The organism is Methylobacterium guangdongense (assembly GCF_038442355.1).
In the GTDB taxonomy this organism is placed as follows: domain Bacteria; phylum Pseudomonadota; class Alphaproteobacteria; order Rhizobiales; family Beijerinckiaceae; genus Methylobacterium; species Methylobacterium guangdongense.
The window spans coordinates 542,126-558,428 of record NZ_JBBXMX010000001.1; the positions used below are offsets into that span (position 1 = coordinate 542,126).

General features: G+C 70.3%; 18 protein-coding genes. 10 read left to right on the top strand and 8 right to left on the bottom strand.

Annotated elements, in window-relative coordinates; all coding sequences use genetic code 11:
• Positions 1-106: 106 nt before the first annotated feature.
• The 5 genes from era to AAHG09_RS02655 all read right to left on the bottom strand — a co-directional run bounded on the left by era (position 107) and on the right by AAHG09_RS02655 (position 3,962).
• The gene (era, locus tag AAHG09_RS02635; protein WP_342105202.1) at positions 107-1,078 is read right to left on the bottom strand and encodes a GTPase Era; all 972 of its coding nucleotides are present in this window, start codon (positions 1,076-1,078) and stop codon (positions 107-109) included.
• The gene (rnc, locus tag AAHG09_RS02640; protein WP_412759980.1) at positions 1,075-1,851 is read right to left on the bottom strand and encodes a ribonuclease III; all 777 of its coding nucleotides are present in this window, start codon (positions 1,849-1,851) and stop codon (positions 1,075-1,077) included. The genes era and rnc overlap by 4 nt, the downstream gene beginning before the upstream one ends.
• A complete protein-coding gene (lepB, locus tag AAHG09_RS02645) occupies positions 1,851-2,636 on the bottom strand; it encodes a signal peptidase I (protein WP_342105468.1) in 786 nt (261 codons plus the stop codon). Before lepB ends, rnc begins: the two co-directional genes overlap by 1 nt.
• A 169-nt stretch (positions 2,637-2,805) precedes the next feature.
• Positions 2,806-3,216, bottom strand: a complete 411-nt coding sequence (gene acpS / locus AAHG09_RS02650; protein WP_342105205.1) for a holo-ACP synthase — start codon at positions 3,214-3,216, stop codon at positions 2,806-2,808.
• Positions 3,213-3,962, bottom strand: coding sequence for a pyridoxine 5'-phosphate synthase (locus AAHG09_RS02655; RefSeq protein ID WP_342105206.1), 750 nt, complete (start codon positions 3,960-3,962; stop codon positions 3,213-3,215). The genes acpS and AAHG09_RS02655 overlap by 4 nt, the downstream gene beginning before the upstream one ends.
• A gap of 527 nt (positions 3,963-4,489) precedes the next feature.
• On the opposite strand from AAHG09_RS02655, the gene rpsF reads away from it, so the two are divergent.
• The 5 genes from rpsF (at position 4,490) to AAHG09_RS02680 (ending at position 8,694) form a co-directional block, all read left to right on the top strand.
• Positions 4,490-4,951 (top strand): 30S ribosomal protein S6, encoded by a 462-nt coding sequence (gene rpsF / locus AAHG09_RS02660; RefSeq protein WP_192706598.1) that lies wholly within the window; start codon positions 4,490-4,492, stop codon positions 4,949-4,951.
• Between the two features lie 3 nt (positions 4,952-4,954).
• The gene (rpsR, locus tag AAHG09_RS02665) at positions 4,955-5,206 is read left to right on the top strand and encodes a 30S ribosomal protein S18 (RefSeq protein ID WP_007561044.1); all 252 of its coding nucleotides are present in this window, start codon (positions 4,955-4,957) and stop codon (positions 5,204-5,206) included.
• Between the two features lie 130 nt (positions 5,207-5,336).
• On the top strand, positions 5,337-6,386 hold the full coding sequence (locus AAHG09_RS02670) for a hypothetical protein (protein WP_342105207.1): 1,050 nt from the start codon (positions 5,337-5,339) through the stop codon (positions 6,384-6,386).
• Between the two features lie 41 nt (positions 6,387-6,427).
• Positions 6,428-7,000: a 50S ribosomal protein L9 gene (rplI, locus tag AAHG09_RS02675; protein WP_342105208.1), complete on the top strand. Its 573-nt coding sequence runs from the start codon at positions 6,428-6,430 to the stop codon at positions 6,998-7,000.
• 155 nt (positions 7,001-7,155) lie between these two features.
• Positions 7,156-8,694 (top strand): acyl-CoA synthetase, encoded by a 1,539-nt coding sequence (locus AAHG09_RS02680; RefSeq protein WP_342105209.1) that lies wholly within the window; start codon positions 7,156-7,158, stop codon positions 8,692-8,694.
• Positions 8,695-8,706: 12 nt separating this feature from the next.
• Here AAHG09_RS02680 and mgtE read toward each other — a convergent pair whose 3' ends face one another.
• Positions 8,707-10,077, bottom strand: a complete 1,371-nt coding sequence (gene mgtE / locus AAHG09_RS02685; protein WP_342105210.1) for a magnesium transporter — start codon at positions 10,075-10,077, stop codon at positions 8,707-8,709.
• Positions 10,078-10,493: 416 nt separating this feature from the next.
• Between mgtE and pqqA (AAHG09_RS02690) the strand changes: the two genes are divergently transcribed.
• Together pqqA (AAHG09_RS02690) and pqqA (AAHG09_RS02695) are read left to right on the top strand one after the other, a co-directional pair.
• A complete protein-coding gene (gene pqqA / locus AAHG09_RS02690) occupies positions 10,494-10,583 on the top strand; it encodes a pyrroloquinoline quinone precursor peptide PqqA (RefSeq protein WP_091712468.1) in 90 nt (29 codons plus the stop codon).
• Positions 10,584-10,665: 82 nt separating this feature from the next.
• Positions 10,666-10,755, top strand: a complete 90-nt coding sequence (pqqA, locus tag AAHG09_RS02695; RefSeq protein WP_091712468.1) for a pyrroloquinoline quinone precursor peptide PqqA — start codon at positions 10,666-10,668, stop codon at positions 10,753-10,755.
• A gap of 140 nt (positions 10,756-10,895) precedes the next feature.
• Here pqqA (AAHG09_RS02695) and AAHG09_RS02700 read toward each other — a convergent pair whose 3' ends face one another.
• Together AAHG09_RS02700 and AAHG09_RS02705 are read right to left on the bottom strand one after the other, a co-directional pair.
• Positions 10,896-12,143 (bottom strand): NupC/NupG family nucleoside CNT transporter, encoded by a 1,248-nt coding sequence (locus tag AAHG09_RS02700; RefSeq protein WP_342105211.1) that lies wholly within the window; start codon positions 12,141-12,143, stop codon positions 10,896-10,898.
• A 55-nt stretch (positions 12,144-12,198) separates the two neighbouring features.
• Positions 12,199-12,840, bottom strand: coding sequence for a TetR/AcrR family transcriptional regulator (locus tag AAHG09_RS02705; protein ID WP_342105212.1), 642 nt, complete (start codon positions 12,838-12,840; stop codon positions 12,199-12,201).
• A 101-nt stretch (positions 12,841-12,941) separates the two neighbouring features.
• Here AAHG09_RS02705 and AAHG09_RS02710 point away from each other — a divergent pair, with 101 nt between their 5' ends.
• The 3 genes from AAHG09_RS02710 to AAHG09_RS02720 are packed head-to-tail and all read left to right on the top strand — an operon-like array spanning position 12,942 to position 16,178.
• Positions 12,942-13,793, top strand: coding sequence for an SDR family NAD(P)-dependent oxidoreductase (locus AAHG09_RS02710; RefSeq protein WP_342105213.1), 852 nt, complete (start codon positions 12,942-12,944; stop codon positions 13,791-13,793).
• 1 nt (position 13,794) lies between these two features.
• Positions 13,795-14,703: an alpha/beta hydrolase gene (locus AAHG09_RS02715; protein ID WP_342105214.1), complete on the top strand. Its 909-nt coding sequence runs from the start codon at positions 13,795-13,797 to the stop codon at positions 14,701-14,703.
• Positions 14,700-16,178: a flavin-containing monooxygenase gene (locus AAHG09_RS02720; RefSeq protein WP_342105215.1), complete on the top strand. Its 1,479-nt coding sequence runs from the start codon at positions 14,700-14,702 to the stop codon at positions 16,176-16,178. The genes AAHG09_RS02715 and AAHG09_RS02720 overlap by 4 nt, the downstream gene beginning before the upstream one ends.
• The last annotated feature ends 125 nt before the right edge of the window (positions 16,179-16,303 follow it).

Genomic DNA, 16,303 nt, shown 5'->3' on the forward strand with positions numbered 1-16,303 from the left:
GCGGGGAGACCCGCGCCCGACTCGGATCATCCGGGGGAACGCCCCGGTTTATACCGGAATGTCGCCGGAAGCCCAGCCTCCCCGTCGGGGCGGCCGGGATCGCCGGTCAACCCCGGGGGAATTCGAGGCCCATCTCGCGGTAGCGGGCCGGGTCGTCGGCCCAGTTCTCCCGCACCTTCACGTGCAGGAACAGGTGGACCTTGGCGTCGGCCGCCTCGGCGATCTCGATGCGGGCCGCCTGCCCGATCGACCGGATGGTCTGGCCGCCCTTGCCGAGCACGATCGACCGCTGGCTTTCGCGCTCCACGAAGATCGTCTGCTCGATCCGCACCGAGCCGTCGGCCCGGACCTGCCACTGATCGGTCTCGACCGTGGAGCGATAGGGCAGCTCCTCGTGCAGCCGGTCGTAGATCTTTTCGCGGGTAATCTCGGCGGCGAGCATGCGCAGCGGCGCGTCCGAGACCTGGTCCTCCGGGTAGAGCCAGGGGCCGGCCGGCATCCGAGCGGCGAGCGCCCGCCGGAGATCCTGCACGCCGCTGCCGTTCAGCGCCGAGATCATGAAGGTCTCGGCGAAGGGCGCGGCGGCGTTGAGCTTGGCCGCGAGGTCGAGCAGCCGCTCGCGGGCGATCAGGTCGATCTTGTTGAGGATCAGCAGCTTGTCGCGCTTCACTCCGTCGAGGCGCGCCAGCACGGCCTCGACCTCCTCGTCGACGCCCTTGCGGGCATCCACCAGCAGGCAGACCGCGTCCGCGTCGGCGGCGCCGCTCCAGGCCGAATGCACCATCGCCCGGTCGAGCCGGCGCTTGGGCGCGAAGATGCCGGGCGTGTCGACCAGCACGACCTGGGCGTTGCCCTCGATGAAGATGCCGCGCACCAGCGCCCGGGTCGTCTGCACCTTGCGGGAGACGATCGAGACCTTCGTGCCGACGAGATTGTTCAGGAGCGTCGACTTGCCGGCATTCGGCACGCCGATCAGCGCGACGAAGCCCGCCCGGGCGTCGGTGGGCGTGCCCGGCAGCGCGGAGACGATGTTGGTGTCGCCTTCGGGCTGCGAATCGTCCGGATCGTGGTCGGTCATGCTGTCTCCGTCGGCCCCGCCGCCGGCAGGGTCCCGATCCCCTCCCGCTCCAACAGCGCCTGCGCGGCCGCCTGCTCGGCGATCCGCTTCGATGTGCCCTCGCCGAGCCCGGGGGCAAGGCCCTCGACCTGAACCGCGATGCGGAACTTCGGGGCGTGATCCGGGCCGGTGCGCTCGACCACCTCGTAGGTGGGGATCGGCAGGCTCCGGCCCATGGCCCATTCCTGCAGGGCCGATTTGGCGTCGCGGCCCCGCGAGGCCGCCGGGGGCGCACTTGGATTGAAATGCGCCTCGACAACGGCCCGGGCCACGTCGAAGCCGGCATCGAGATAGATGGCGCCGAGGATCGCCTCGCAGACATCGGCCAGGATGGTCTGGTTGCGGCGCCCGCCCCCCATGACCTCGCCCTGCCCGAGGATCAGGTGGGGTCCGACATCCCAGGACGCGGCCACGACCGCGCAGGTCTCCCGCCGCACGAGGGCGGCGAGCCGGCGCGAGAGATCGCCCTCGTCGGCATCCGGGAAGGCGGCGTAGAGCCGGTCCGCCACCGCGAGGCCGAGCACGCGGTCGCCGAGGAATTCGAGGCGCTGGTAGCTGCCGCCCCGGCCCGCGGCCTTGCTGGTGTGGGTCAGGGCCCGGGTCAGCAGGCTCTGGTCGGCGAAGCTGTGCCCGATCCGCGCCTCCAGCAGGCCGAGCGGCGGGCGCGGCTTGTGGGCGCGCCGGGTCCGCGCCGAGGTCTGGGGCTGGGCGGCCTCGTCCAAGTCCGGACCGATCAATGGATCGTCGAGAACAGGCGGGTCCAGCGGACATGGGCCGGCCAGTTCCAGACCTGCCACGCCGGCGTGCCCTCGTCGATCGAGAAGAAGATCATCTCGGCCCGGCCCACGAAGTTGGCGAAGGGCACGTAGCCGACATTGGCGAGATCGCGCGAATCGGTGGAGTTGTCGCGGTTGTCGCCCATCATGAAGAAATGCCCGGCCGGGACCGTGTAGAGCTCGGTCTTGTCCCAGAAGCCGTTGTCGCCGTCGCGCTCGATAACCTTATGGACCACGCCGTTCGGCAGGGTCTCGAGGTATTGCGGCACCTTGGTGGCCTGCCCGTAGGGGTCGGTCGTCTCGTAGTCGGCGATCCGCTCGCGCTTGACCGCCTTGCCGTTGATGTTGAGCACGCCGTCGATCATCTGGATCTTGTCACCCGGCAGGCCGATCACGCGCTTGATGTAGTCGGTCGAATTGTCCTTCGGCAGCTTGAACACCGCGATGTCGCCGCGCTTGGGCTCGGCGGCCCAGATCCGGCCGTCGGCCTGGATCGGGATGTATTCCGAGAGCGGTAGCGAATACTTCGAGTAGCCGTAGGAGTACTTCGAGACGAACAGGTAGTCGCCGATCAGCAGGGTCGGAACCAGCGAGCCGGAGGGGATGTTGAACGGCTGGAACAAGAGCGTGCGCACCACGAGGGCGATGAGCAGCGCCTGGATGCCGACCTTCAGGGTCTCGCGGATGCTGGCCCAGGTGCCGGTCTCGGCGGGCTTCCTGAGCGGCTTGCCGTCGTAATCCACGCGCACGTTCCGTCTTCGGTTGAGATTGCGTCGTCTGCCGCCAAGCGGGCGGCGCGGAAAGCGGTTGTCCCGAGAATACGCCGCAATCGTGTCCGCTGTGAGCGGCGGGTCTAGACCAAGCGCGATCCCCCCGCAACGCGCGAAGGGGGCCGGCTAATCCGGCCCGTCCTCAGCTATCGACCGGCAGGGGCAGCGCCTCGATGATCACGAACGCTTGTGCCAGGGGCGGGTCGTCCGTGAGGCTCACATGCAGGTGCGCGGCGTGCCCGGGGGGCAGCAGGGTGGCGAGCCGCGCGGCGGCACCGCCGGTGAGCCGCAGGGTCGGCTGGCCGGAGGGCAGGTTCACTACCTCCATGTCGCGCCAGAAGACGCCCACGCTGAGGCCGGTGCCGAGCGCCTTGGCGCAGGCCTCCTTGGCAGCGAAGCGCCGCGCATAGCCCTCCGCGCGCGCCGCACGCGCATCGCACCGCGCCCGCTCCCCATCGGTGAAGACCCGGTGGGTGAACCGCGCGCCGTGGCGCTCCAGCGTCCGGGCGATCCGGCGGATGTCGCAGAGGTCCGAGCCGATGCCGATGATCATGCGGACCGGGCGCGGTCCATGGCCGCCCGCATGTCCCGCACGGCCAGGGCGAGCCCTTTGAAGATCGCGTCGGCGATCAGCGCATGGCCGATGTTCAATTCCCGGATCTGCGGCAGCGCCGCCACCGGACCGACGCTGCCGACGGTGAGGCCGTGGCCGGCATGGATCTCCAGGCCGAGGACGGCGCCGTGCTCGGCGGCGCGCCGGATGCGGGCGAGTTCCTGCGCGGTGCGCGCTGCATCATCCTCCAGCGCCGCCTCGCAATAGCTGCCGGTATGCAGCTCGACCACCGGCGCCCCGAGGGCGCGGGCGGCCTCCATCACCGCCGGTTCCGGCTCGACGAACAGCGACACCCGGATGCCGGCCTCCGAGAGCGCCCGGATGCGCGGCGTGAGGTGATCGCGCCCTCCGATGATGTCGAGCCCACCCTCGGTGGTGCGCTCCTCGCGCTTCTCCGGGACGAGGCAGGCGGCGTGGGGCCGCGTGTCCAGAGCGATTCCCACCATCTCGTCGGTGGCGGCCATCTCGAAGTTGAGCGGCACGGAGAGTCTGCGCCTGAGCGCCGCGATGTCGGCGTCGCGGATGTGGCGCCGGTCCTCGCGCAGATGCGCCGTGATGCCGTCCGCCCCCGCCTCCACCGCGAGCAACGCGGCCCGCAGCGGGTCCGGATAGTCGCCGCCGCGGGCGTTGCGGACGGTGGCGACGTGGTCGATGTTGACGCCGAGGCGCTGCTTCTCGGAGGTCATCCGTTCGTTCGTCCCAAGATCGGCGTCAGGCGCCGGGTGCTCGCCGCGATATGCTGGCGTGCTGGCGTTCCGGCAAGGCGGGTTGAAGCATGGCGCCGCTTCGCGACGCGTGCTGTGCTGGGTCCGGGTCGCATTCCGCTGGCGCTCCATGCGCCCGGGAAAGGCGAGCCGCTTCGTCTGCACCATCCCTTTCTCGGACAGGCGGAGCGCCAGCGGAACCTGATCCGGATCCGGCGCAGGGAACGCCGCGAAAGCAGTCCCACGCCAAAGCCCACCAGCTTGCCATCCCCCAAAAAACCGACTATGCGCCGCCCCTCGCGTTCGCTCCGGCCGGGGGCTGAACGGACGGTGCCGCTTGCGGCATAGGGCTCGTCAAGATCCCGTCGTCCGGTGTCTCCGCCTTCGATCAACCGCTCGGGCCTGAAAATCGGCTCGAAGGGCTTGGCGCCGAGCGATGCGCGAGATGAACCGGCCCGAACCAACCGCCTCGCGCGGCCGGGCTCCTTTTGACGATGAAAGGCCCGACAATGCCTCTCTACGAGCATGTGCTCTTGGCCCGCCAGGACGTGACGTCCCAGCAGGTCGAGACGATGATCGACACCTACAAGGGTGTGATCGAGCAGAACGGTGGCCGTCTCGAGAAGATCGAGATGTGGGGCGTGAAGTCCCTCGCCTACCGGATCAAGAAGAACCGCAAGGCGCATTTCGCGCTCCTCAACATCGACGCCCCGCCGGCCGCCATCGCTGAGATGGAGCGCCAGATGCAGATCTCCGAGGACGTGCTCCGCTTCATGACCGTCCGGGTCGAGGAACTCGACCAAGAGCCGTCCGCCATGATGCAGAAGCGCGACCGCGACGACCGCAAGGATCGCGAGCGCGGCCGTCGTCGCGACGACGAGGGCTTCGGTGGCGGCGGCTTCGGCGGCGACCGGGGTGACCGCGGCGATCGGGGTGATCGCGGCGAGCGCAGCTTCGGCGGGGAGGGCTAACCCATGGCATTCGGTGCTGGTGCGGGTGGCGGACGCCGCCCCTTCTTCCGTCGTCGCAAGACCTGCCCGTTCTCCGGCGCGAACGCGCCGAAGATCGACTACAAGGACGTCAAGCTCCTGTCCCGCTACGTGTCCGAGCGCGGCAAGATCGTGCCGTCGCGGATCACCGCGGTCTCGGCCAAGAAGCAGCGCGAGCTCGCCCAGGCGATCAAGCGCGCCCGCTTCCTCGGCCTGCTGCCCTACGTGATCAAGTAAGACTCAAAGAACCCGCCGGCCCGGCATCAGCCCGGGCCGGTCCTCGCAGAGGGCGGCCCGAGGTCGCCCGATCGTTGGGGCGCCTCGGTGCCTCTAACCCTGCCGGAGCGGCAGCGGGACAGCGGATGTCATGGCACAGCATATCGGCATCGGTATCGGCGCGGGCCTCGTCTCGGCACTCCTGTTCGGGGTGCTGCTGAAGGCGACGCCGCTCGCGATCCTGCTCTACCTCGTGGCGCCGCTGCCGATCCTGATCGTCGGCCTCGGCTGGAGCCACAAGGCCGCTTTATGGGCGGCCGCGGCCGGCAGCCTCGTGCTGGGCCTCGTGATCGCCCCCTTCATGGGTCTCGCCTTCGGCGCCTACATCGCGCTGCCCGCATGGTGGCTCGCCTATCTGACGCTCCTCGGGCGCGAGTCCCCGCGCGGCCTCGAATGGTATCCGACCGGCCGGCTGCTCGGCTGGATCGCCGCCACGGCCGCACTCGCCTTCATCGCCATCGCGGTTCTGTCCTCCCCGAACCACGCCGCCTTCGATCGGCAGCTGCGCGGCCTCGCCCAGACGCTGGTGCAGGCCCGCATGCCCGCCCCTCCCCGCGCAACCGGCGACGCTGGCCGCGCCGGCACGCCGTCGGCGGAGGCGGACGGCGCCGATCAGGATCCGGGGGCGGACGCCAATCCGCAGGCGCAGGCCGATGCCGACCAGGCCGACGGCACCCGGACCGAGATGGCCGACGCCCTCGCGCGCGTGGTGCCGGCGTTCGCGGCCAACGGGCTGGCGCTGCTGCTGGCCTTCTATCTCTGGGCCTCGGCCCGGATCGTGAAGATCTCAGGCCGCCTGCCCCGGCCCTGGCCCGACCTGCCGTCGACCGCCATGCCGCGGATCACGCTCGCCGCCCTCGGGGCCGCGCTGCTGATGTGCTTCGGGCCCGGCTATGTCGGCGTGCTCGGCATCGCCCTGGTGGGGGGATTCAGCGCGGCCTTCGCGCTCCAGGGCCTCGCCGCCTTCCACGACCGCTCCCGCGGCCGGCCCGGACGCACCCTGATGCTGTTCGGCCTGTACCTGATCGTGTTCGTGACCCAGGGCATCGCCCTGGTCGCCCTCACCCTGTTCGGCCTCGCCGACACCGCCCTCGACCGCCGGCGTTCCCAGGATCGCCCGAAGAACAGCCCGGCGCCGTGAGACCCCGGCCCGCGTGGCCGAAACTTTGAAGGAGAAACACCATGGAAGTGATCCTGCTCGAGCGCGTGGCCAAGCTGGGCCAGATGGGCGAGACCGTGAATGTCCGCCCGGGCTTCGCCCGCAACTTCCTGCTCGCCCGCGGCAAGGCCCTGCGCGCGACGGAAGCCAACAAGAAGCACTTCGAGGCCCAGCGCGCCCAGCTCGAGGCCCGCAACCTCGACCGCAAGAAGGACGCCGAGGCCGTCGCCGAGAAGCTGAACGGCCAGAGCTTCGTCCTGATCCGCCAGTCGGGCGAGACCGGCGTGCTGTACGGCTCCGTCTCGACCCGCGACCTCGCCGAGGTCGTCGCGAAGGAGGGCTTCACGGTCGATCGCGGCCAGTTCACCCTGAACCAGCCGATCAAGACGCTCGGCCTGCACACGGTCCCGGTGGTGCTGCACCCCGAGGTCGAGGTCGAGATCACCGTCAACGTCGCCCGCAGCCCCGAGGAGGCCGAGCGTCAGGCCCGCGGCGAGTCGGTCACCGAGCGCGAGGCGTTCAACCTCGACGATCTCGGCCTGGAAGTCGGCCAGGCGCTGGCCGATGCCGGCGAGGGTGCCGACGACCGCGGCTGATTGTTCGCACGGCTTTTTCGATCCGGGCCCGCCCGGATCGCGCATCGTCAGGGGGGACGGTCCGGCGCCGCACAGCGCCGCCGTCCCCCTTCTGTTGACGACGGCACGCCCAGGCAGGACACCGGTCAAAAGCCTACTTCTGGGGGAAGCGCCCGGTGTCCGACACCCTGCCTGACGATCATCATCCGCCCGCGCGGTTCAACGCGGCCCGGTACGGCCTCGCCGAGAATGCGCGCCTGCGCCCGGACAAGACCGCCCTGGTGATGGTCGGCGACTGCGCGGTCGAACGGCTCTCGTTCGGCGCGGTCGAGCGCGCGGTGCGCGGCATCGCGGCGGGTCTGCTCGGGCTCGGCCTCAAGCCCGGCGACCGGGTGATGATCCGGATGGGCAACGAGGCCGATTACGTCCTCGTGCATTTCGGCGCCCTCGCGGCCGGGCTCGTGTCGCTGCCCTCCTCGCCGCAGCTCACGGAGGGCGAGGCGGCGTTCCTGATGGAGAATTCGGGTGCCGCCGCGGTGGTGGTCGGCAGCGGCTGCACCGTCGCGCCCGAAGCGCTCGGCGACCGGCTGCTGCTCGACTCGGCGGCGATCGCCGCCCTGAAGGCCGGGCCGCCGATCCCCGATTACGCCGACACCGCCGCCGACGATCCGGCCATGCTGATCTACACCTCCGGCACCACCAGCCAGCCGAAGGGCGTGCTGCACGCCCACCGCGCCGCCTACGGCCGGCGGCCGATGCTCGCCCACTGGCTGGGCTTGAGCGAGGCCGACGTGATGCTGCACGCCGGCACGATGAACTGGACCTACACGCTGGGTGTGGGCCTCAGCGACCCGTGGTCGGTGGGGGCCACGGCGGTGCTCTACAACGGCCCGCGCGATCCCGCGGTCTGGCCGCGGCTGATCGCGGAATACGGCGCCACGATCTTCGCCGCCGTGCCGACGCTGTACCGCCAGATCCTCAAATACGGCGCCCCGGAGGCCCACGACCTGTCGCGCCTGCGCCATGGCTGCACGGCGGGCGAACCGCTCCCGGTGGAGCTCCTCGCGGCCTGGACCGAGGCCACCGGCAAGCCGCTCTACGAGGCGCTCGGGATGAGCGAGATCTCGACCTACATCTCCAGCGGCCCGACCATCCCGGTGCGGCCGGGCTCGCCCGGCAAGCCGCAGCCCGGGCGGCGCGTGGCGATCCTGCCGGTCGAGGGCGAGCCGGTTCCGCTCCCGGCGGGCGAGACGGGGCTGCTCGCCGTCCACCGCTCCGAGCCGGCCCTGATGCTCGGCTACTGGAACCGGCCCGAGGAGGAGGCCGAGGTGATGCGCGGCGACTGGTTCGTCGGCGGCGACCTCGCCCGGCTCGATGCGGACGGCTACCTCTGGTTCGAGGGCCGCAACAACGATCTGATGAAGGCGATGGGCTACCGGGTCTCGCCCAACGAGGTCGAGGTGGTTCTGGCCGCCCACCCGTCGGTCGCCGAGGTCGGCGTCGCGGAGTTGCCCGTCCGCGCCGACGTGTCGGTCATCTGCGGTTTCGTGGTGCTTCAGCCGGAGGCCGAGCCCGACGCGGAGGCGCTGCTCGCATGGTGCGCCGAGCGGCTCGCCGCCTACAAGCGCCCGCGGGAGATCCGCTTCCTCGACGCCCTGCCGCGCACGGCCAACGGCAAGGTGCAGCGCAAGCGGCTGGCCGCGGCCGTTCAGTAAAGGGTCGCTTCGTCAGAGCAGCGTCCCGCGCAGGATCAGCAGCGCCACCGAGAAGTAGATGACGAGCCCCGTCACATCGACCAGCGTCGCCACGAACGGCGCCGAGGCGGTGGCCGGGTCGAAGCCGATCCGCTGGAGCAGGAACGGCAGCATGGAGCCCGACAGCGAGCCGAACGTGACGATCCCGACGAGCGCCGCGCCCACGGTGGCGGCGACCAGCGGCCAATGCTCGCCGTAATCGTAGAAGCCGAGCTTCTGCCACACGACGATCCGGATCACCGCGATCACCCCGAGGATCGCGCCGAGCACGATGCCGGTCGGCAGTTCCCGCAGCGCCACCCGCCACCAGTCGCGCAGGCGGATCTGGTGCAGGGCGAGGGCCCGGATCAGCAGCGAGGTCGCTTGGCTGCCGGAATTGCCGCCCGAGCTCATGATCAGCGGGATGAACAGCGTGAGGACGATCGCCTTCTCCAGCTCGCCCTCGAAGCCCTGCATGGCCGAGGCGGTCAGCATCTCCGAGAGGAACAGGGCGCAGAGCCAGCCGGCCCGCTTCCGGATCATCGTGAAGAAGCCGATATCCATGTAGGGCTCGGGCAGCGCCTCCATGCCGCCGAAGCGCTGCACGTCCTGCGTCTGCTTCTCGATCATCGCGTCGATCATGTCGTCGACGGTGACGATGCCGATCACGTGGCCGACCGCGTCGACCACCGGCAGGGCCAGCAGGTCGTATTTGGAGATCAGCCGGGCGGCCTCCTCGCGGCTCGCGGTCGGCGAGACGGCGAGCGGCCGCCGCCCGGGCGCCACGCTCAGCACGTTGTCGTTGGGATTGCCCGAAATCAGCCGGCGCAGCGGCACCGCCTTGGTCAGCGCGCGGGTGCGCGGATCGAGCACGAAGATCGCGTAGATCGTCTCGCGGGTCTTCTCGACGTGGCGGATGTGCTCCAGCGTCTGGCCCACCGTCCAGGTGCCCGGCACGGTGACGAACTCGGTGGTCATCAGCGAGCCCACCGTCTCCTCGCCGTAGGCCGAGAGGCGGTCGACGGCGCCGCGGGTCTCGGCGTCGAGGCGGGCGCGCAGATCCGAGCGGCCGGGCTCCTCGATCTCGCGGAAGACGTCGGTGACCCGGTCGGCCGACATGCCGGAGAGATAGCTCGCCACCCGGTCACGCGGCAGCATCTCGATGATGTCGGCGGCGCAGTCGAGTTCCGGCTGATCCAGCACCTCGACGGCCCGCTCCATCGGCAGGCCGAGCAGGATCGCGGCGGCGACCTCGGGGGCCTCGTCGTTGAGCTTCTCGACGATGTCGGGGGCACGTTCGTCCGAGAGCCGGGCGGCCAGCACGGACGGATCGACGGTCGTGTCGAAGGGGGCGATCTCGTTCATGGCCTCGCCTCGTCGTTACGAGGCGACGCGGCGCCGGTCATCCTGGGTCAGGGCCGTGACCGGGCAGTGCGCCGGCCGCCCCGCGGCCAGGCCTCTCAGCGGCTCAGGCGGGACGACGGCACGGGGCCGGGCACGGCAGGCACGATCGGTCGGGCACGTCGCTTCGCGGGTCGCTCTGAAGGGGAGCGCGGCGCCGCCGGAACGATGTCGCGCGGCTGCGTCGTGCGCCCGCGCGGGTGGTCCGTCAAGTCACAACAGTTCCAGATTGAGGGGCTTTCCGCCGGCGGGGGCGCACAACGCCCCCGGTGTCGCGTCCCTGCACCAGGGGTCCCTATGAGAAATATAAGTGTTGTGCTCACTTGTATTGCGTCCAAGATATTGCCTATATGCGTCTCACCAACACCGAGGAGGAACACATGGCCTGGACTGCTCCGATCGTCTCCGAGATCTGCGTCGGCATGGAAGTCACCAGCTACGAGTCGGCTGAGATCGACACCTTCAACTGAGACGATCCCGTACCGGAGCGCTCGCCGCTCCGGTCACACTGGATTCCTCGATCACCCACCCGAAGTTCTTTAGGAGGAACACATGGCCTGGACTGCTCCGATCGTTTCCGAGATCTGCGTCGGCATGGAAGTCACCAGCTACGAGTCGGCTGAGATCGACACCTTCAACTGAGACGTCGATCTGACGGTTTGGGCGCCGCTTCGCGAGAAGCGGCGCTTTTCTTTTGCGCGAAGCCCTGATGCTCACGCACGGCGCACCCATTGCTGAAACGTCCCGCGCGATCGTCGATCGTGCTCCGGGACGGCGCCGGCTCATCCCACGAACAATCCCGCGATTGCCGCGCTCGTGAGGTTCGATAGCGTCCCCGCCAGGATCGCCCGCAGCCCGTAGCGCGCGACCTCCGACCGCCGTTCCGGCACGAGGCTGGCGAAGCTCGCGAGCTGGATCGCGATCGAGGCGAAATTCGCGAAGCCGCACAGGGCGAAGCACACGATCGCCTGCGAGCGGGGATCGAGCGTCCCGGCCTTGAGCGTCGGCGACAGGTTGGCGTAGGCCAGGAACTCGTTGAAGGCGAGCTTCTGGCCGATCGCACCGCCGACCAGCGTCGCATGATCCCACGGCACCCCGAGCAGCCACGCCAGCGGGCTCAGCGCCCAGCCGAGCACGCCCTCGAACGAGGCGCCGGGATAGCCCACCCATCCGCCGAGGGTGCCGAACAGGCCGTCGGCCAGCGCGATCAGCCCCACGAAGGCGATCAGCATGGCGCCGACCGAGACGGCGACCATGAGTCCCTTCTGCGTGCCGTCGGCCGCCGCCTCGATGATGTTGGCCGCCCGGGTGTCGCCGAACTCCACCCGGGTGGTGGTGATCCGGGTCGGCTCCGTGGAGGGCACCAGCATCTTGGCGTAGAGCAGCCCCCCGGGGATCGCCATCACCGAGGCCGCGAGCAGGTAGATCATCGGGACGCCGAGCGCCGCGTAGCCGGCGAGGATCGACCCGGCGGTGGAGGCCGCGCCGCTCGACATCACGGCGAACAGCTCGGCCCCGGTCAGCATCGCGAGGAACGGGCGCAGCGCCACCGCGATCTCGCTCTGGCCGATCGCGATGGTGATCACCGCCGCGAAGGACTCGATCGGCGAGGTGCCGAGGATCCGCCGGAGCACGGCGCCGAGGCCCCTCGCCAGGGCCTGCATCACGCCGAGGTGGTAGAGCACGCCGATCAGCGCGGAGACGTAGAGGATCTGCGGCAGCACCCGCAGCGCCAGGATGAAGCCGGACCCGCCGAACAGCTCGAACATCCTCGGCTCGACGAGCCCCCCGAACAGGAAGGCGGTGCCGCGGTCGCCGTAGGAGAGAACCCGCACCACGACACCGGCAGCCGCGTTCAAGGCCGCCTGCCCGGCGGGCAGGAACAGGATCAGCGCGCCGAGGCCTAGCTGCAGCGCCAATCCGGCGAGCACGACCCGCGGGCGGATCGCCCTCCGGTCCGTGGAGAGCAGCACCGCGACGGCCAGCAGCAGCAGGAGGCTGAGGCCGGCATGGAACAGGCGATCGAGCATCGCATCCTTCAATCATGAGCGATCGCCGCCCATGGAAGGTTCGGGCCAGACGGTATCAATCCGGCTGAAGTGCCACGAGATACGGAACGAATAAATCGCGCACCTGCGCGAAGCCCCAGTCGAGGTCGGTTTCGGTCAGCTCGGTGCCGCCCTGGAGGCGATGGCTCATCCAGTGGCTGGAGACGATCCAGGCGTTGTCGATCAGCCGCCCGAGGGCCTCCGGCTCGATCCGCAGTCGCCCTGCCGTCATCGCCGCCTCGAACACGCCCCGCGCCAGGTCCTGCGTCCGCGCCCGCAGGGTGTGGACGCGGGGGCGCAACGCCGGGGCGATCTCCACCATGGCGATGCCGTCGCGGTAGACGCAGCGGTAACGCCAGATCAGGTCGAACCACGCCCGCTGATAGGCCAGCAGCGCTTCCGGCGCGCCCGGATCCGCCGGCATCCGGCCGGCGACCGCCACGGCCTCTGCCTCGAATCCGCTGAACATCGCCTCCACCAAGCCGCTCTTGCGCGGGAAGTGGTACTGAAGGTTCCCTTCGCGGATTCCCGTCGCCGCGGCGATCTCCGCCGTGGTGACCCGCCCCAGGCCGCGGGTGTTGAACAGCGTCAAGCTGACCGCGAGGATGCGCTCGCGCGTGCTCGGCGCCTCGATGGCGGCAAAAGATTCCGCGTCCGGTGATCGGCGGCTTCGCGCCATCGTCTCCCACCTCGTCTAGGGTGTTCACCCTAGACAATTCCACCCGCCGGGGCTATCCCTCGACCAAGATCCGGACCAACCGGCGAGGCGGGAGGCGAAGCTTGGCGCAGAGGTTTCAGCTCGCGGGAAAAGTCGCGCTCGTCACCGGGGCCGCGAGCGGCATCGGGGCCGCGCTGGCCACCGGGCTCGCCGCGAAGGGATGCAGCCTGCTGCTGGTCGATCGCGATGCCGAAGGGCTCGCGACGATCGCCGGGCGCATCCGCGAGCACGGCTCAGCGGTGGAGACCCGGGTCGTCGACCTCGGGGACGCGGAGGCGATCCGCGCGCTGCCGGACTGGGCCGCGCAGCGCTTCGGCCATGTCGATATCCTGATCAACAATGCCGGCGTGGCGCTGGGCGGCCGATTCGACGAGACGCATCTCGAAGACTTCGAGTGGCTGATGGACATCAACCTGCGTGCGGTCGTGCGGATGTGCCACGCCTTCCTGCCGATGCTGCGCGCCCGGCCGGCGGCGCAGATCGTCAACCTGTCGAGCCTGTTCGGGCTGATCGCGCCCCCGGGGCAGGTCGCCTACTGCACCAGCAAGTTCGCGGTCCGCGGCTTCTCGGAGGCCCTGCGGCACGAATATGCCGGCACCGGGCTCGGCGTGACGGTGGTCCACCCGGGCGGCGTCGCCACCGCCATCTCCCGCAACGCCCGCGGCCGCCGGCCGCCGAGCGACCCCGAGGCGGCCAAGCGCGCGGCGGTGGAGGATGAAGAGGCCCGCGAGGCGTTCGGCAAGTTCCTGACGCTCGCCCCCACGGAGGCCGCGGCCGCGATCATCGGCGCCATCGAGACGCGCGCGCCGCGGATCGTCATCGGCAAGGATGCCCGCAACGCGGCGTTGATCCAGCGGCTGATGCCGGCGGGCTACTGGAAGGTGATGGTGCGCCTGTCCGGCGGGAAACTGTGAGATGGCGAGCCTGCGCGCCTATATCGGCGCCTACATGATCCGCAGCCGGGTCCGCGGCCCCCTCGCCCGGGCGCGGAGCGCGGCCGACTTCCGCCGCATCTTCGAGACGCCGGCTTTCCCGGATCCGAAGGGCGTGACCTACGAATCCGGCACCGTCGGCGGCGTGCGGGGCGAGTGGGTCAGGCCAAAGGCGGGGCCGGGACGGCGGATGCTCTACATCCACGGCGGCGGCTTCATCGCCTGCTCGCCGCGCACGCACCGGCCCGTGACCGGCGCCCTGGCGAATCGCGGCTTCACGATCTTCGCCCCCGATTACCGCCTCGCCCCCGAGCACCCGTTCCCGGCGGCCCTCGAGGACGTCATGGCGGTGTGGCGGGCGTTCAGCGCCGAGGGCGCGGCCTGCGTGGCGGGCGAATCCGCCGGTGGCAACCTCGCCCTGGTGCTGATGGGCGAGGCCAAGGCGCGCAACCTGCCGATGCCCTGGGCCGCCGCCCTGTTCTCCCCGGCCACCGATTTCGTGTCCGAGACCGGCTCCCGGGTGACGAATGCGTGGCGCGACGCGATGTTCGACCCGAAGGCGCTGGCCGAGATCCGCACGATGTATCTGGGCAACGCCGATCCGGCCGATCCCCGGATCTCGCCGATCAACGGCGACCCGACCGGGTTCCCGCCCCTGCTGTTCCATGTGGGCGGCCGGGAGGTGCTGCGCGATGATTCCGTGCGCATGGCCGAACGGGCCCGGGCGGCCGGGGTCGAGGCGGAGCTCAAGATCTTTCCCGTCGTCGCCCATGCCTGGCAGTTCGCCGCCGGCATGCTGCCGGAGGCCCGCGCCTCCCTCGACGAGGCCGCCGCCTTCCTGAAGGCCCATGCGCCGAAACCCGACGCCTCTTCCGGGAGCTTTACCCGATGACGGAATCTCTGCGCGACGCCGCCCCGGAGCCTCTGGCGGTCCTGATCGTCGGCGCCGGCTTCTCGGGACTCGCTATGGCGATCCGCTGCAAGCAGGCCGGGATCGGGCCGCTGCGGGTGATCGAGAAGGCCGACAGCATCGGCGGCACGTGGTACGACAACACCTATCCGGGGGCGGCCTGCGACATCCCCTCCCACCTCTATTCCCTCTCCTTCGCCCCGAAGGCCGACTGGAGCCGGATGTATGCGCCGCAGGGCGAGATCCTGGCCTACCTGCGCGAGACCGCCGAGCGCCACGGGCTGATGCCCCTGACGCAACTCGGCACGACCTTCCAGGGTGCGACCTGGGACGAGGCGGCTTCCGTCTGGCACGTGGAGACCGATCGCGGGCCGATCACCGCACAGGCGATCGTCTCCGGGATGGGCGGCCTGCACCATCCGGCCTATCCCGACATTCCGGGGCGCGACAGCTTCGCGGGCCCGGCTTTCCATACGGCCGCCTGGGACCATGCGGTGAGCCTCGAAGGGAAGCGGGTCGGGGTGATCGGCACCGGGGCGAGCGCCATTCAAGTGGTGCCGGAACTCGCCAAGGTCGCCGGCCACCTGACCCTGTTCCAGCGCACGCCGCCCTGGATCATGCCCAAAAACGATCATGCCATCGCGGAGCGCGCCAAGGCCCGCTACCGGCGCCTACCGCTCGCCCGCCGGCTGGAGCGGGCCCGGCTGTTCTGGCTGCACGAGGTCCGCGCGCTCCTGGGCTTCACCAAGGTCTCCAAGCTCACCGGCCAGGCGGAGGGTCTGGCGCGGCGTCACCTCGCCAAGGCGGTGCGCGACAAGGATCTGCGGGCGAAGCTGACGCCGACCTATCGGCTCGGCTGCAAGCGCGTGCTGATCTCCGACGATTATTACCCGGCTCTGCAGCGCCCGAACGTGACCCTGGAGACCGGGCCGATCGCGCGGATCACCGAGGCCGGCGTCGTCACCGGGGACGGCCGGGCGCACGATCTCGACGTGATCGTCTACGCCACCGGCTTCGACGTCACCGCGACCTTCGCGCGGATGGACCTCGTCGGCCGGGGCGGGCTGCGCCTGAAGGACGCCTGGGCCGACAGCATGGGCGCCTACCAGGGCATCACCGTCGCGGGCTTCCCGAACTACTTCATGCTGCTCGGGCCGAACACGGGGCTCGGACACAACTCGGTCGTCTCGATGATCGAGGTCCAGGTGCAGCACGTGCTGGACTGCCTGAAAGCTCTGCGAAAGGGCACCCGCGCCATCGAGGTCCGCCCGGAGGCGCAGGCGCGCTTCCTCGACCGGATCCGCGCCCGGCTCACCGACAGCATCTGGCAGGCGGGCGGCTGCCGGAGCTGGTACCTCGATTCGCAGGGCCGCAACGCGACTCTCTGGCCGGATTCGGTGATGGCCTACCGCCGGAGCGCCCGGCGGGCCCGGATGGCGGATTACCGGCTGGGTTGAGGGGGGCAGGCGCGGTCCAAGTGCCGACCTCGCTTGGTCTCTCCAATCCATCCCCCTCATCCTGAGGTGACCGCGCCAGCGGGCCTCGAAGGAGGGCTCCAGGGATTGCAGGTCCATCTGGAGGG

Coding starts and splice junctions, on each gene's coding strand:
- AAHG09_RS02700 (WP_342105211.1), bottom strand. CDS start 12,143: ATGCTCGATCGCCTGTTCCATGCCGGCCTCAGCCTCCTGCTGCTGCTG.
- AAHG09_RS02715 (WP_342105214.1), top strand. CDS start 13,795: ATGGCGAGCCTGCGCGCCTATATCGGCGCCTACATGATCCGCAGCCGG.
- AAHG09_RS02655 (WP_342105206.1), bottom strand. CDS start 3,962: ATGACCTCCGAGAAGCAGCGCCTCGGCGTCAACATCGACCACGTCGCC.
- AAHG09_RS02705 (WP_342105212.1), bottom strand. CDS start 12,840: ATGGCGCGAAGCCGCCGATCACCGGACGCGGAATCTTTTGCCGCCATC.
- acpS (WP_342105205.1), bottom strand. CDS start 3,216: ATGATCATCGGCATCGGCTCGGACCTCTGCGACATCCGCCGGATCGCC.
- pqqA (WP_091712468.1), top strand. CDS start 10,494: ATGGCCTGGACTGCTCCGATCGTCTCCGAGATCTGCGTCGGCATGGAA.
- era (WP_342105202.1), bottom strand. CDS start 1,078: ATGACCGACCACGATCCGGACGATTCGCAGCCCGAAGGCGACACCAAC.
- rplI (WP_342105208.1), top strand. CDS start 6,428: ATGGAAGTGATCCTGCTCGAGCGCGTGGCCAAGCTGGGCCAGATGGGC.
- mgtE (WP_342105210.1), bottom strand. CDS start 10,077: ATGAACGAGATCGCCCCCTTCGACACGACCGTCGATCCGTCCGTGCTG.
- rpsR (WP_007561044.1), top strand. CDS start 4,955: ATGGCATTCGGTGCTGGTGCGGGTGGCGGACGCCGCCCCTTCTTCCGT.
- rpsF (WP_192706598.1), top strand. CDS start 4,490: ATGCCTCTCTACGAGCATGTGCTCTTGGCCCGCCAGGACGTGACGTCC.
- AAHG09_RS02720 (WP_342105215.1), top strand. CDS start 14,700: ATGACGGAATCTCTGCGCGACGCCGCCCCGGAGCCTCTGGCGGTCCTG.
- AAHG09_RS02670 (WP_342105207.1), top strand. CDS start 5,337: ATGGCACAGCATATCGGCATCGGTATCGGCGCGGGCCTCGTCTCGGCA.
- pqqA (WP_091712468.1), top strand. CDS start 10,666: ATGGCCTGGACTGCTCCGATCGTTTCCGAGATCTGCGTCGGCATGGAA.